Origin of the sequence: Sphingomonas sp. SORGH_AS_0438 (assembly GCF_031453475.1) — a bacterium.
Taxonomy (GTDB): Bacteria; Pseudomonadota; Alphaproteobacteria; order Sphingomonadales; family Sphingomonadaceae; genus Sphingomonas.
This window is the reverse complement of record NZ_JAVIZS010000001.1, coordinates 1,633,463-1,646,854: the sequence shown is the minus strand read 5'-3', so window position 1 is coordinate 1,646,854 and position 13,392 is coordinate 1,633,463. Positions and strand designations below refer to the sequence as shown.

The window sequence follows — 13,392 nt, the reverse complement described above, 5'->3', positions numbered from 1 at the left end:
CCATCACCCCGGCCGCCTGGCCCGTTCTCGCGTTAGCTCGGATCGGCAGGCTTCGCAGGCGATCGCACCATGCTGGTCGAATATGGCCGGTCGGCGGGGCCCGCCGCCCAGGCTTTGTTGGGCATGGCCTGCATCGTGAAGCGCAGTTCACCGCCGGCCATGATCTCGTCGTGCCGCAGATAGGCCCGCGTGACGGGCCTGCCGTTCAGCATGACCGTTCCGACATAGGGATGCTGGTCGTCCAGCTGGTCGGCGATGATGGTCAGGTGCCGGCCATTGGGCAGGGCGAGCACCGCGCGGTTCACGAACGGCCGGCCGATGACATATTCCAGGCTGGCAGGCGTCACCGGATAGAAGCCCAAGGCGGTGAAGACGAGCCATGCCGACATCTGGCCAAGATCGTCGTTGCCGGACAGCCCGTCGGGCGTCGGGTGGTACTGGCTTTCGACGATCTGCTTCAACCGTGCCTGCGTCCGCCACGGCGCGCCGGCATAGCTGTAGAGATAGGCGACATGGTGGCTGGGTTCGTTGCCATGGATGTACTGGCCGATCAGCCCGGCGATATCCTCGGCATGGCTGTAGTCGAGCTTCGAATTGTCGAACTCGAACATCGCATCCAGCTTGGCAACGGTTGCCGCCTCACCGCCAAGCGCACGGACGAGCGCGGCCTGATCCTGCGGCACGAACCAGCTATATTGCCAGGCATTGCCCTCGGTATAGTCCGATCCGTAATTGATCGCGGTCGGGTCGAACGGCACGCGGAACGTCCCGTCGGTCTTGCGCGCCCGGATGAAGCCGGTCCTGGCGTCGAAGCTGTTGCGCCAGTTGCCGGCGCGCTGCTCGAACCTGGCTGCGATCTCGGTGCGGCCCATCGCGCGCGCCATCCGGGCGATCGTCCAGTCGTCATAGGCATATTCGACCGTCTTGGAGGCCGCTTCCGGTTCGCGGTCGATCGGCACATAGCCGCGTTTCATATAGTTGCCGAGGCCGCCATATGGCGCATAGGTCGCGCTCGCCACCATTGCCGACAGCGCGGCATCCGCGTCGAACCCCCGGATGCCCTTGAGATAGGCGTCGGCGATGACCGGCGCGGCATGATAGCCGATCATCGTCCAGGTTTCGCGCCCCTGGAACTGCCAGACCGGCAGGATGCCATCGGGGCTGTGTTCCCGGCTCGCGACAAGCGAGCGGACGATGTCGCTCGACGTGCTCGGCGGCTGAACGATGGTGAGCAACGGATGCTCGGCCCGGAACGTATCCCAGAGCGAGAATGTCGAGCGGAAGGTGTAACCCTCGGCGCGATGGACCTGGTTGTCGGGCCCACGATAGCGGCCGTCCACGTCGCCGGCGACGGCGGGTGCGAGCAAGGCATGGTAGAGCGCCGTCGCCACCGATGTCCGCATCGGGGCAGGCGCCTCGATCTTCAGCACGTCGAGGGCGGCGCGCCACGCCGCCATGGTCTTCGCGCGAATGGCGTTGAAGTCGCCGGGCTCGCTCCCAAGATTGGCGATCGCGCCCGCCTCGTCGACCGACGAGATCGCGCTCTTCACCTCGATGGGGCGGTCGACCGCGCCGAAATCGAAGCGCGCCACCAAGGCCCGTCCGGCGCGTTCGGCCACCGCGTCGCTGCCGCGCCCCGGTCCCTGGAAGCCCTTATAGGCGATATCCGTCTCGGTCGACACGAAGGCGTGCCCCTGGAGCGGCACCGAGAAGCGCAGGGCGAAGCAGAGCGTCCGATCCGGCGCCCAGCCACGGGTCTGCCGACAGCCGGTCACGGTGCCGTCGGGACGCAGTCGGATCGACGACCACAGGATCTTGCCCGGATAATTGTAGAGCGAGCTACGCAGGTCGAGGATCAGGTGCATCGGCTGGGTGGATGACGCCGCGCGGTAGCGGGCCATCCCGATCCGCGTACCGGCGGTGAGTTCGGCGCGGACGCCATGGTCCTTCAACACGACCGCATAATAGCCCGGCCGCGCCGTCTCCGCAGCGTGGTCGTAGCGCGATCGGTACCCCGACCCGGGCTTGCCCGCATCGCCCGGTTCGAGCGGCACGTCATCTCCGGCGATGGGCATCATCAGAAAGTCACCGAGGTCCGAATGCCCGGCCCCCGAGAAGTGGGTCAGCGAGAATCCCTGGATCGTGGGATCGTCATACCGATAGCCGGCGGCATGGCCGTAGCATGCGCGAAGGACGCAACCGGTGTCGGTATCGGGCGAGAATTGCACCATGCCGAACGGCGCAACCGCACCCGGAAAGGTGTGGCCCTCTCCACCGGTGCCGATCATCGGATTGACCTGCTCGAACGTGGATTGCGCAGATAGCGCCGTCGCGGCGAAGCCGACAAGCAACGCTGCCACGGCGGATCGGTGAAGGGTCGTCATCCGGGGATAAGAGCATCCTCTCGCCCAATGCGGAAGGTCGCTCATTGACGTGCGCTCGTTTTTTCAAAGGCTTGGAGTCAAGATGCGGCCGGCGCTGAGTGGCCCCGTCTTGCATCGGCCCGGCTGCTCCTCAAACGGGACGTGAAGCGGCCGGGCCTGTCGGTGACGCGTGTCGTGCTAGTAGCTCGGCCAGAGTCCGGGCGTGGCGATCTCAAGGACATGCCCATCGGGATCGTTGAAATAATAGCTCCGGCCCCCGGTCGGCCAGGTGACTTCGCTAAGCTCCGGGACGGCGGCGCTCCGCAGGTGATCGCGCCACGCCTCATAGTCGCCGGCAGCGACTTTGAACGCCATGTGCAGCGGCCCCGCACCGTCGTGACCGGGGATGTGGCCGCCGGGCGTGTCCTCTCCGTCCAGCGACGCCTGTCGCGCGAAGACGAGAAGGATGCTCTGGCCACCCGCGTCGAAAGCCGTCAGGCGATCTTCGTCACGGACGATGGTCATGCCCATGACGTCGCGGAAGAATGCGACGGACCTGGGTTTGTCGTCGACATAGAGCGCCGTTTCCAGGACACCTTCAAGCTGCGGCATCACCTACTCCTTGCTGGCCGCTCAACGCGCGACCGGCGCATTGGTCGCTACAGGGGCTTCCGGCTTCCACCTGTCGAAGGACGGATCGGCGGCCCATGCTCCGCGACCAAGTCAGCCGCTACCGGGCCGGCGGGCGCTTCGACGCGCTCCCGTCGAGCCAGCCTTCATCGGCAAGCCAATCCGCCAGCCGGTCGGGCCAGTGCAGGATGGAGATGCGGTTGGACTCGTCGAGGTTGAAGGCGTGATCGGCCCCGGCATACATATGCAGTTCGGCCGGGACATGCGCCTCGCGGAGCTGCTGGTACAGCGCCACCGACGGCGCGGCGCAACATTGGTCCAGCGATCCCGCGGTGATGAAGGCGGGCGGCGCATGGGCCGCATCGCGCGCTGGCAATCCCCCGGGGCCGGGAAATACCAGGATTTGGAAATCCGGCCGCGCGCTGATCCGGTCGGTCGCGTCGGTGACCGGCCGTCCCGCCGGTTCGGGATTGTCCGCGATGAGCGACACAAGTTCTCCCCCCGCCGAAAATCCCATCACACCCAGTCGCGCGGGATCGACGCCATAGGCCGCTGCATTGGCCCGGACCCACCGCACGGCGCGACGCGCGTCATCGGCGGCGTCGCCAGCGACGGTGTACGTCGAGCCCGGCTCGTTCGCGAGACGGTATTTCAGCACGAAGGCGGTGATGCCCATCCGGTTGAGCGCCGTCGCGACCTTCGTGCCTTCATTGGTCCAGACCAGCAGGCGGTGACCGCCGCCGGGAAAGATGATGATGCCCACGCCATTGCGGTGTTTCGGGTCGGCGGGGAAAGCGGTCAGCGAGGGATCGTGGATGTTGCGCAGCCAATAGTCCCGCCCGACCTCCGGTTCGTTGCGCCGGGCTTTTGAACCGGGGGCGCCATCCGGCCATATTGGATGCCCTTTCAGCACCGGTTGCTGCACCGGGGCCGGGTCTTCCGCGGGCAGGGCGGTCTGCGTGGCGGCAGCCAGAAGGAGCGCCGCGGAGGTTCGTAACCACATGATCTGCATACCTTTTCGTCGTCGCCCGGTTCGAGGGGGCATCATGCGGCCGTTTGCGCAGATCGGCTAGGGACGATGTCCATGAAATTGCAGGAAGACCGGGAATTCGATGCGCGGCAGGGCGTCGCGGCTGCCCGGTCGTGGTCGCTCGCGACCGAGGGGCGGACGGCTCGGCATCGTGGACGAGATTCGGCGCGACGGCGGGGAACCGTCTCGCGGTGAGCTGACCCTTTCGACCCGTTTCACCGGTCGGGAACGCGTCCGATATGCCGGATGGGCGAAGGTCCCCTTTCGGCCAGTCGGTGGACGCCGTGGAGGACCGGGACCGGGTCGATATGGGTCGAGGACGGGGGCGAAGCGCCCCCATCCTCGATCGATCAGAAATTGACGGCGGCTCGGGCGTAGAGGAACCGGCCGTTGAACCCGAACGGCGAGAAGCCGCTATAGGGCAGGAACTGATAGGTCGCCGGATAGACCCCGCCGACGCTGGCCGGGCGCGGGCCGAAGGGCCGGCGATCGGGATAGACGTCGAACGCGTTGTCGACGCCCAGCGTCAACTGCACGCTGTGCAGCTCGTAGCTCAGCGAGAAGTCGGTGATCCATTTGGGGCGCAGGCGCTGGTCGTCCGGACCCAGTGCGGTCAGGCTGGTGGCATTGGCGCCGAGCGGCGCGGTCGTCTCCGGCGAGATGACCGAGCCGTACCGCGTGGTCCGGGCCGATACGCCGATCCCCGCGATCTTGCCGTCGGTCGCGAACACCGCCTTGGTCCGCGGCTGGCCCCGTTCGAAGCGGATGCCCTCGACCCGGCCGAACAGCACCAGCCCCGGGATCTGGGCGAGCGGACCCAGATTGTTGAGCCGGCGGTCGATCTTGTTCTGCGTATAATTATACGCGGCCGACAGGTTCCACATGCCCAGCCCGCCCAGATTGGCGCGATAGGTCGCGACCGCATCGACGCCCTGGGTGGTCGTATCCAGGCCGTTGATAAAGAAGCGCGCCGCGCCGACATTGCTGAAGCCGTTGGCGGAGAGGATCGCCTGGACCGCGGCGTTCTGCGCGGCGGTGCCGACGCCGGCCGCGCCCAGATTCTCCGACAGCACGATGCGATCGCTGATCTTGATCCGGAAATAGTCGACGGTCAGGTTGAAGCCCCGGAACGGGTTCAGGGTCGCACCGCCCGACAGGTTGAACGATTTTTCCGGGTTGAGCGGCTGCGATCCCAGCGCGCGGGCGACCGGGCTGCTGACCGGCACCGTCGATACGTCGACCGGCACGCCCGCCAGGAAATTGGTCGAGGTGGTGGTGAAAAATTGCTGGTGCAGGGAGGGCGCACGGAAACCGTTCGACACCGACCCACGCAGCGCGAAGCCCTGCGCGAGTTCGTAGCGCAGCGCCAGCTTGCCGTTCAGCGTGTCGCCGAAGTCGCTGTAATGTTCGTAGCGGCCGGCCGCCGTGGCGGTGAGGCCGGTGAACAGGTCGGCGTCGAACTCTAGATAGCCGGCGAAGCTGTCCCGGTTCACATCGGTCCGTGCCGATGCGGGCAGCCCACCAAAGCCCTGCGCGCCCGCCGCCGCCGCCCGGCCGGGGAAGGAGCAGATGCCATTGGCGAAGACGCCGCCGATCACGGTGCAATTCGCCGCGCTGGTCGCGCGGGCCGGGGTGAAGAACGGGCCGGTCTGATAGGATTGCGGATCGCCCGGCCGGATCTGGTAGATCTCGTGGCGATACTCACCGCCAAAGGCGAAGGACAGCGGCCCGGCCAGGCCGAGGTCGAACTGCCGCGCCAGATCGGCATTGGCCAGGATCTGCGAGAAGGCGAGATGACCGGCATCGAACGATCGCTGGCTCTGCGGCCCGAACGACACGTTGATGCTGTCCTCGGTCCGGTAGCTCAGCTCGTTACGGCCGAAGCCCAGCGAGAAATCGCCCTTGAACCCGGCGATGTCGGCGCGGACGCCGCCGGTCGCCGAGACGTCGTCGATGTTCGACTGGATCTTGGGCAGATAACCGTCCGGGGTCAGCCCGACGAAATTGCCACTATTGGGGACGGTCGACGGCGTCAGCGTCGAGAAGTCGCGGTTGGTGGCGGCCGATTGCTGGCGGAAATTGGCGGCGGACAGCCCGTCGCGATGACCATAGGTGAAGAAGCCGTAGAATTCGGCCGCGCCCAGCGGCACGCTGGTGTTGATGAGGAAATTGAAATCCTCCGTCTTGGCATCGCCGTAGCGGAAGTTCAGCCGGTCGAACGTCGTCTCACGCGCGTCGAAGGTCGTCGACGTCGGCCGGATATAATTGGGCCGCAGGTCATAGCCTTGCCGGTTGGTGTAGTTCCGGTCGCGATATTCGCCGGTGAAGTTGAAGAAGCCGCCATCGCCGACCGGCAGGCCGACGTTCACGCCGAAGGTGGTGTAGCCGCCGTCGCGGGCCTTGCGCTCGCCCGAGCTGTTGGCCTGCAGGTAGCGGGTGTCCGCCGTGCCCAGCACCGGCTGGCCGCCCGAGGTGACGAGACCGTTGAAATCCGACACGCCGTCCAGCGTCGTGACATATTGCCCGTAGCTGACCTGGGCCCGGCCGCCCGAACTGGCGGTCTTGAGCTGGACGTTGATCACGCCCGCGATCGCATCCGAGCCATATTGCGACGATGCACCGTCACGCAGCACCTCGATCCGCTGGATCGCCAGGGCCGGGATCATGTTCATGTCGACGGCCGCCGCGCCGCGCCCGACCGTGCCATTGATGTTGAGCAGCGCCGATACGTGGCGGCGCTTGCCGTTCAGCAGGACGAGCGTCTGGTCCGGGTTGAGCCCGCGCAACGTCGCGGGGCGGGTCACATCGGACCCGTCGGCGATCGACGGCTGCGGGAAGTTGAAGGACGGGACGAGCTGGTTCAGCGTCTTGTTGAGTTCGCCCGTTCCCGATGCCTGCAACGCGCTTTCCGAGATCACGTCGATCGGCACCGGGCTGTCCGATACGGTGCGGTTCGACACGCGGCTGCCGATCACCACGATCTGGTTGCCCGCATCCGCGTCCGATGCGGCCGGCGTCTCCGACGCGGGTTCCTGGCTGGGTGCCGACTGGATCGTCTGGCCACCGGCCGGACAGGCGAGCGCCAGGCTCAAGACAGACAGCGACAGGCCCGCGAGCAGCTTCCCGTGTTTCATAGATCCCCCTGTTTCGAGGGCCTTCCCGAGCCCCCGATCGCCAGCCAGTGTATGAGGATCGCGAAGCCCGGCAAGGTGGCCGCCGGTGTGACGGATTTTTGACATAAGCCTGTGTCGTCACGGCAACACGGGTTCGGGGGGAGGGCGCTTTTTCGCGCAGGCTCAGCCGCGAGGGGCATTGGCTGCGCGACTTATGCGCGTTCGTTCGTTGGGCAGGCGAGGAGTAGCAAGTCCATGTCTCGTACCATCCTGATCACCGGCGCGAGCATCGCCGGCAATACCGCGGCATGGTGGCTGGGCCGTGCCGGCTTCGACGTCACCGTGGTCGAACGATCGCCCGAATTTCGCACCGGCGGCCAGAACATCGACGTGCGCGGCGTCGGGCGCGAGGTGCTGCGCCGCATGGGGCTGGAGCAGGTCGCGCTGGAGCAGGGGACCGGGGAGGAGGGTACCGCCTGGATCGAGGATGATGGCACGATCGCCGCGCAGTTCCTCGCCGGTGATACGGGCACCGACGGGCCGACCGCCGAGATGGAGATCCTGCGCGGCGACCTGGCCCGCTTGCTGTACGAGCCTGCCCGCGAACATGCGGCCTATCGGTTCGGCGATGCGATCGCCAGGATCGACCAGGATGAGGAGGGTGCCACCGTCACCTTCGCGAGTGGGATCACCGAACGCTATGACGCGGTCATCATCGCCGAGGGCGTGGGGTCCGGAACGCGGGAACTGGTCTTTCCGGGCGAGAATGATCCCCGCTGGATGGACCTGACGATCGCCTATTTCACCATCCCGCGCCGGCCCGAGGATGATCGGTTGTGGCGTTGGTACAATGCGCTTGGGGGGCGTAGCGTGTCGCTTCGCCCCGACCGGCACGGCACCGCGCGCGCCATGCTGTCGGTGCAGCAGCCGCCCGACGGCGAGCAGGATTGGGGCGCGGATCGACAGAAGGCATGGCTGCGCGACCGCTTCGCCGATGCGGGCTGGCAGAGCGCCCGCGTGCTCGAGGGGCTGGAGGCGACCGACGATTTCTATTTCGACGTCCTTCGACAGGTGCGGATGCCTCGCTGGTCGAGAGGCCGGGTCGTTCTGACCGGCGACGCAGCTTGGTGTGCGACGCCGATCGCCGGCTATGGCACGACGCTGGCGATCACCGGCGCCTATGTTTTGGCGCAGGAGCTCATCCGATCGACGGACGTGCGTGCAGCCTTGGCGGCCTATGAGCAGGCGATGCGGCCGATGGTCGAGGATGCGCAGGGCGTCCCCAAAATCGCGCCGCGGCTGGCCAATCCCCATAGCAGGATCGGCATCCGGTTGCTCCACGCCGCGCTGAGCGTGGCGAGCCGCCCCGCGGTGCGTGGTGTCGCCGGCAAGCTGTTCGGCGGCCGTTCCAAGGATGTCGACCTTTCGCGCTACGACATGGTGCCGTCCGATGGACTGGCGGTCGCCTCAAGCGCACCGGCACCTACAGGCCTGTCACCGCTGCTGGCGCTCGGCGCGCTCAGCGTGGTGCTCGGCACCAGTGCGATCGTCGGCCGACGCAACGCACCCGACCCATCGCATCCCGGTATCCGCCGCTGGTACCATCGCTTGCACAAGCCCGGCTACACCCCGCCCGACGCGGCATTCGGCGCGGTCTGGCCTGTCTTGGAAACCGGCCTTGCCGTCGGAGGCTATCGCCTGCTTCGACAGCCATCGGGGCGGACGCGCAACGCGGCGGTCGGTTTGTGGCTGGTCAATAGCGCGATGGTCGGTGGTTGGACGCAGCTGTTCTTCCGCGAGAAGCGGTTGGGCGCCAGTGCGGCGGCGTCGGGGGCGATGGTCGTCACCGGTGCCGCCTATGTGGCGACCGCCGCCAAGGTGGACCGGCCCGCCGCCGTGATGGCGATCCCGTTCGTCGCCTGGCTCGGCTTCGCGACGCTGCTGGCTGGGCGAATCTGGCGCGACAATCGGGGAGAGGGGCGATGAGGCGGGTCACGGTCTGGCATGACGGCGACTGCCCGCTTTGCCGGCGGGAGATTGCCCTGATGCGCCGGCTGGACCGTGCGGGCGCCATTGAGTTCGTCGACGTTGCCGGTCCGGCCACATGCCCGCTCGACCGGGCCGAGATGCTGGTGCGGTTCCACGCGCGCGAGGCGGGTGGACCCTTGCTGTCGGGAGCGGCCGCCTTCGCCGCGATGTGGCGCGCCATTCCGGTGTTGCGGCCGCTTGGCGAGGCGGCGCGAAGCCGGCTGGTCCTGTCGGCGCTCGAGCATCTGTACATGCGCTTCCTGCGTGTCCGACCATATCTGCAACGATGGCTGTCCCGGCGAGGGGCGCGGGCATGAGGCCGACGCCCGATCCCGTCGCGCCCGGTCAGGAGAGCGTGTGGCGCTATCCCCGTCCGGCCGTTGCCGAACCTAGCGATCGTCGCATCCGCATCGAGCATTGCGGCATCCTGGTCGCGGATACGCGCGCGGCTGTGCGGACGCTGGAGACCAGCCATCCGCCAAGCTGGTATCTGCCGCCGGCCGATCTGACGCCCGGCCTGCTGCTTCGTTCGGACCGGCGCTCATTCTGCGAATGGAAGGGCCATGCGACCTATTGGCACCTTCGCATCGGCGGAGAACTGCTGCGCGACGTGGCCTGGAGCTATCCCGAGCCGTCTCCGGCCTTTGCAGCGCTGCGCGACCATGTTGCCTTCTACGCTGCTCCGCTCGATAGCTGTACGGTCGATGGCGAGCAGGTGGTCCCGCAGCCCGGCGGTTTCTACGGCGGATGGATCACGTCCGATCTCGCCGGGCCGTTCAAGGGCGTGCCGGGCAGCATGGGATGGTGACGCGCGCGCTGCCTCGCGGTGCGCGCGACTGGTACGAGGAATCCATAGCGGCCAATCCCAATAGGCCGCCATGCGTGGTCGCTTATGCGTCTTTCTTCGGCTTTCGAGGTTTCGGCATCGGCAGTTCCGCCGCTGTCAGGCGCAGCAGTTCACCCAGCCACGCCGCCTCGCCCCAGCGATCGGCCTCGATCAGGAGGTGCGGCTTGGCTCCCGGATAGGGCGGGGCATCCGTAACCGGCTCGGCATGGCGGCGACCGGATGGCGTCGGCTTCACATAGAGCTGGTCGTCGCAGATCAGGCCGATCATCTTGCCGTCGATATAGACGCCATACTCGCCGAACATCGGCTTGGCGGACAGCGCGCCCGCGCCGACCGCCTGTTCGAGGAAATCGTCGACCGTCCGTTTCTGCGTCGCCATGGCCTCAACCTAACACGGAGATGTAGATCATGCTGTCACATGATCCGTCAGCGTTGGATAGCAGTCACGGTATTCGGTCGACGCACTCTCCTTGCGCTTCCGACCAATGTCCGGATACGCCAAAGGCCGTGGCCCAGATGCTGTTGCGGTCGCGCCTTGAAGCCCGGGCGGATTTACAGGCGGATATTGCGCCTGGTCATCTCGCTCCGAGCCATGGTTCCCAAGGGGCTGTCCGGCATGGCCTGGAAGATATCGGCCAGGTCGAGAAGGTCCTCGTCCGCCAGGTCCGTGACCGACATTTCGATCTGGGCCAGCCGCTCTATGGCAGAGTCGCTCCGGGCCGCCAGACGGCGCATCCGTGTCTTCAGCATCGTCTAAATCCTGGCAGGGTCGATCCTGGCTCCGGCCGAAGGATCAGCGGTCCCGCTCGGCGCGCTTGCGGTCGGCCTTGCGGGCGCGGCTGATCGCGGCGGCCCGCTCGCGCGCGCGCTTCTCGGACGGCTTCTCATAATGCCGGCGCAGCTTCATCTCGCGATAGACGCCCTCGCGCTGCAGCTTCTTCTTGAGCGCGCGCAGCGCCTGGTCGACATTATTTTCGCGGACGATGATCTGCATGGTGGGTGACGATTCCAACAGGGACGGAAATAGGTTCAGGCCAGTGCCTCTATGCCGTGCGGGCCGACAAGCCAAGCCGGAACGTCGAAAACTGTCGTTTGTCGACAAAAATCATGGCGGTAGCTCTGGCGCCCCTCCAGCCAAGGGTGCTGGCCGGCATGCTCGTCGTCGATCCGCCTAACACGGCAATATGATGTGAAGCATCCATCCTGCGTCACCGCGTGACTTGCCGAATTGCGGATAATTTACGGGCCCTAACAACCGGAGAAATATGGTAAATCGAGTCTCAAGGGAGACAGAGATGAAATTGCTGGCATGCCTGTGCGGCACCATTATCACCGCGAACATGGCCCAGCCTGCGGCGTGTCAGCAAAGGGGCGAAACTGATTCGGCCACGGTCCGGGACATAGGCTATGACGCCACCGGTCTGATCTCGCCATCCAGTGCCACATCGACCATATCACCCAGCAGCGTTCCTCAAGCGATGGACAAGCTTGCCGCCGACGGGGCAGTAGCCGAGCTTTCGCTCGGCACGATCTACGCCGGCGGTACGTTCGGAACTGGCTCCGACACAAGCATCTGGAGCTCGGCACTTGGTGCGCGACTGCGCCACAATGATTTTACTTTAACGGCATCACTGCCCTGGATGCGCATCCGAAGCCGGTCGACCATCTTCACCGGCATCGACGCGACGCCGGTGCTGGTGGCCCCCAATACCCGGGCGGACAAGCGGACGATCGACGGCTTCGGGGACCTGACCCTCGGGGCCGCCTATACGATCGCGCCTGCCTCGTCGCCCGTCGAGCTGGAACTATCGGGACGGGCGAAGCTCAACACGGCATCGAAGCGCAGCGGCCTGTCGAGCGGTGAGAATGACTATGCGGTGGGCGCGGACCTGTCGCTTCCGCTCGGCAAGATCACGCCGTTCACGTCATTCACCTATCGATTCCTGGGAAACACCGCGACTTATACGTTGCGGGATGGCCCCGCGGCATCGGCAGGTGCGTCCTATGCCTTGGGGACGGACACGTTCCTGTTGGCCTCCTACCATTATGCGCGCGCTGCGACCCGGCAGGTCGCGGACGCCCACGAACTTTTCGCCGGAGCCTCGACGCGTATCGCCGGCACGTCGATGCGCCTGACGGGCTTTGCGACGGCGGGACTGTCGCACGGCGCGGCGGGCGCATCGGCGGGGATCGCGATCTCTGCCGGCCTTGGTCCTCGGCAACGACGCTGATTCGGGATGAAGCAGCATGAGGGAGACGCGTTTTCCGTGAGTCATCGTCGTTCCAATGAGCCGATCGAACGCGTTTACGCGATCGGTGACGTGCATGGCCGGTTCGACCTGTTTCAACAGCTGATCGCCATCGTGGAGCAGGATCACGCCCGGCGGCCTCCCGCATCCACGCAGATCATCCTTCTCGGCGACATCGTCGATCGCGGGCCGGACTCCGCGCACATGGTCCGTGGCTGCATGAAGCTCGCCGCGCTCAGCAACCGCTTCATGGTGTTGAAGGGCAATCATGAGGAGATGATGGTGGAGGCGCTGACCGGCAACATGGAGGCGTTTGCCGCATGGCTGCGCTTCGGCGGCACGCAAACGCTGCTGAGCTGGGGCATGTCCGAAGCGGAGCTCGACGGTCCACCCACCATGGAAACGCTGCACCGGTCGGCCGAGGCTGTCGGGAGCGAGGCCATCACCTGGCTGTCGAAGCTGCCCTTATATCATCAGCATGGGGATTATCTGTTCGTCCATGCCGGCATCCGCCCAGGAGTGCCGCTTCGCAGGCAGAAAGCGAGCGATCTGCTCTGGATCAAGGACGACTTTCTCGACTCCGACGTCGGTCATGGTGTGACCGTGGTGCACGGTCATTCGATCGCGGAGGGCGGGCCCGTCGTCCGCGCCAATCGGATCGGCATCGATACCGGGGCCTATCGATCCGAACGGCTGACCGCGCTCGGCATCGAAGGGTCGTCTCATTGGATATTGAGCACGGGGGCAAGCGCCCAAGGCTCTTCCGAGGATGCCGAGCGTTACCCCTTGCCGACCGGTTTGGGAGGAACGTCAGCCGGACAGGATGGAATATGATGGACCAGCTTGCTGCCTTCGAGGATGCGCGCCTGAATGCGTCCCTCGTTACGATTCTGGGGCTTGAGCAGGAGACGCTTTCCGCCAAGCCTGCCAAAGATTTTCGTGGATGGTCGCCCATACCCGCTGGCCTGCGATCCTCCCGCAAGGCATCGGCTGCGGTGGCGGCTTCCCTGGCGGCCATGACATGCGGGTTCGTGGCCCTCTATCTGCATAGCAATTCCATCGATCGGCTTGGTCATAGGGACGGCGCGACCACCGTATTGCGCGACGAAACGCCGGCCTTGGCATCGCTGCG

Annotated in this window: 12 protein-coding genes; 5 read left to right on the top strand and 7 right to left on the bottom strand. The window is 66.1% G+C overall.

Annotated features, from left to right (window positions below; translation table 11 throughout):
• Positions 1 to 32: 32 nt before the first annotated feature.
• The 4 genes from QE452_RS07595 to QE452_RS07580 form a co-directional block, all read right to left on the bottom strand.
• Positions 33 to 2,384, bottom strand: coding sequence for a GH92 family glycosyl hydrolase (locus QE452_RS07595; protein WP_309658835.1), 2,352 nt, complete (start codon positions 2,382 to 2,384; stop codon positions 33 to 35).
• 177 nt (positions 2,385 to 2,561) lie between these two features.
• Positions 2,562 to 2,975 carry a VOC family protein gene (locus tag QE452_RS07590; protein WP_309658836.1) on the bottom strand — a complete coding sequence of 138 codons (414 nt, stop codon included), beginning with the start codon at positions 2,973 to 2,975 and terminating at the stop codon, positions 2,562 to 2,564.
• A 118-nt stretch (positions 2,976 to 3,093) separates the two neighbouring features.
• Positions 3,094 to 3,996: an alpha/beta hydrolase gene (locus QE452_RS07585; protein WP_309729831.1), complete on the bottom strand. Its 903-nt coding sequence runs from the start codon at positions 3,994 to 3,996 to the stop codon at positions 3,094 to 3,096.
• Between the two features lie 377 nt (positions 3,997 to 4,373).
• Entirely contained in the window at positions 4,374 to 7,157 is a 2,784-nt protein-coding gene (locus QE452_RS07580) for a TonB-dependent receptor domain-containing protein (protein ID WP_309658838.1), read from the bottom strand.
• A gap of 234 nt (positions 7,158 to 7,391) precedes the next feature.
• Here QE452_RS07580 and QE452_RS07575 point away from each other — a divergent pair, with 234 nt between their 5' ends.
• Genes QE452_RS07575 through QE452_RS07565 form a run of 3 tightly spaced genes read left to right on the top strand, consistent with a single transcriptional unit; the run spans position 7,392 to position 9,972 of the window.
• Positions 7,392 to 9,122, top strand: a complete 1,731-nt coding sequence (locus QE452_RS07575; protein ID WP_309658839.1) for a tryptophan-rich sensory protein — start codon at positions 7,392 to 7,394, stop codon at positions 9,120 to 9,122.
• On the top strand, positions 9,119 to 9,481 hold the full coding sequence (locus QE452_RS07570) for a DCC1-like thiol-disulfide oxidoreductase family protein (protein ID WP_309658840.1): 363 nt from the start codon (positions 9,119 to 9,121) through the stop codon (positions 9,479 to 9,481). Before QE452_RS07575 ends, QE452_RS07570 begins: the two co-directional genes overlap by 4 nt.
• Entirely contained in the window at positions 9,478 to 9,972 is a 495-nt protein-coding gene (locus QE452_RS07565; protein ID WP_309658841.1) for a DUF427 domain-containing protein, read from the top strand. The genes QE452_RS07570 and QE452_RS07565 overlap by 4 nt, the downstream gene beginning before the upstream one ends.
• Positions 9,973 to 10,054: 82 nt before the next feature.
• Here the strand turns inward: QE452_RS07565 and QE452_RS07560 are convergent, their stop codons facing one another.
• The 3 genes from QE452_RS07560 to rpsU all read right to left on the bottom strand — a co-directional run bounded on the left by QE452_RS07560 (position 10,055) and on the right by rpsU (position 11,005).
• Entirely contained in the window at positions 10,055 to 10,390 is a 336-nt protein-coding gene (locus tag QE452_RS07560; protein ID WP_309658842.1) for a TfoX/Sxy family protein, read from the bottom strand.
• A gap of 173 nt (positions 10,391 to 10,563) precedes the next feature.
• Positions 10,564 to 10,761, bottom strand: a complete 198-nt coding sequence (locus QE452_RS07555; RefSeq protein WP_309658843.1) for a hypothetical protein — start codon at positions 10,759 to 10,761, stop codon at positions 10,564 to 10,566.
• A gap of 43 nt (positions 10,762 to 10,804) precedes the next feature.
• The gene (gene rpsU, locus QE452_RS07550) at positions 10,805 to 11,005 is read right to left on the bottom strand and encodes a 30S ribosomal protein S21 (protein ID WP_125994229.1); all 201 of its coding nucleotides are present in this window, start codon (positions 11,003 to 11,005) and stop codon (positions 10,805 to 10,807) included.
• Between the two features lie 301 nt (positions 11,006 to 11,306).
• On the opposite strand from rpsU, the gene QE452_RS07545 reads away from it, so the two are divergent.
• Positions 11,307 to 12,242, top strand: coding sequence for a hypothetical protein (locus QE452_RS07545; protein WP_309658844.1), 936 nt, complete (start codon positions 11,307 to 11,309; stop codon positions 12,240 to 12,242).
• A 6-nt stretch (positions 12,243 to 12,248) separates the two neighbouring features.
• Positions 12,249 to 13,094, top strand: a complete 846-nt coding sequence (locus QE452_RS07540) for a metallophosphoesterase family protein (RefSeq protein WP_309658845.1) — start codon at positions 12,249 to 12,251, stop codon at positions 13,092 to 13,094.
• Positions 13,095 to 13,392 lie beyond the last annotated feature (298 nt).

What these genes read in the sequence shown, in the direction of transcription:
- QE452_RS07595 (WP_309658835.1), bottom strand. Translation starts at nt 2,384, where the DNA reads ATGACGACCCTTCACCGATCCGCCGTGGCAGCGTTGCTTGTCGGCTTC.
- QE452_RS07590 (WP_309658836.1), bottom strand. Translation starts at nt 2,975, where the DNA reads ATGCCGCAGCTTGAAGGTGTCCTGGAAACGGCGCTCTATGTCGACGAC.
- QE452_RS07585 (WP_309729831.1), bottom strand. Translation starts at nt 3,996, where the DNA reads ATGTGGTTACGAACCTCCGCGGCGCTCCTTCTGGCTGCCGCCACGCAG.
- QE452_RS07580 (WP_309658838.1), bottom strand. Translation starts at nt 7,157, where the DNA reads ATGAAACACGGGAAGCTGCTCGCGGGCCTGTCGCTGTCTGTCTTGAGC.
- QE452_RS07575 (WP_309658839.1), top strand. Translation starts at nt 7,392, where the DNA reads ATGTCTCGTACCATCCTGATCACCGGCGCGAGCATCGCCGGCAATACC.
- QE452_RS07570 (WP_309658840.1), top strand. Translation starts at nt 9,119, where the DNA reads ATGAGGCGGGTCACGGTCTGGCATGACGGCGACTGCCCGCTTTGCCGG.
- QE452_RS07565 (WP_309658841.1), top strand. Translation starts at nt 9,478, where the DNA reads ATGAGGCCGACGCCCGATCCCGTCGCGCCCGGTCAGGAGAGCGTGTGG.
- QE452_RS07560 (WP_309658842.1), bottom strand. Translation starts at nt 10,390, where the DNA reads ATGGCGACGCAGAAACGGACGGTCGACGATTTCCTCGAACAGGCGGTC.
- QE452_RS07555 (WP_309658843.1), bottom strand. Translation starts at nt 10,761, where the DNA reads ATGCTGAAGACACGGATGCGCCGTCTGGCGGCCCGGAGCGACTCTGCC.
- rpsU (WP_125994229.1), bottom strand. Translation starts at nt 11,005, where the DNA reads ATGCAGATCATCGTCCGCGAAAATAATGTCGACCAGGCGCTGCGCGCG.
- QE452_RS07545 (WP_309658844.1), top strand. Translation starts at nt 11,307, where the DNA reads ATGAAATTGCTGGCATGCCTGTGCGGCACCATTATCACCGCGAACATG.
- QE452_RS07540 (WP_309658845.1), top strand. Translation starts at nt 12,249, where the DNA reads ATGAAGCAGCATGAGGGAGACGCGTTTTCCGTGAGTCATCGTCGTTCC.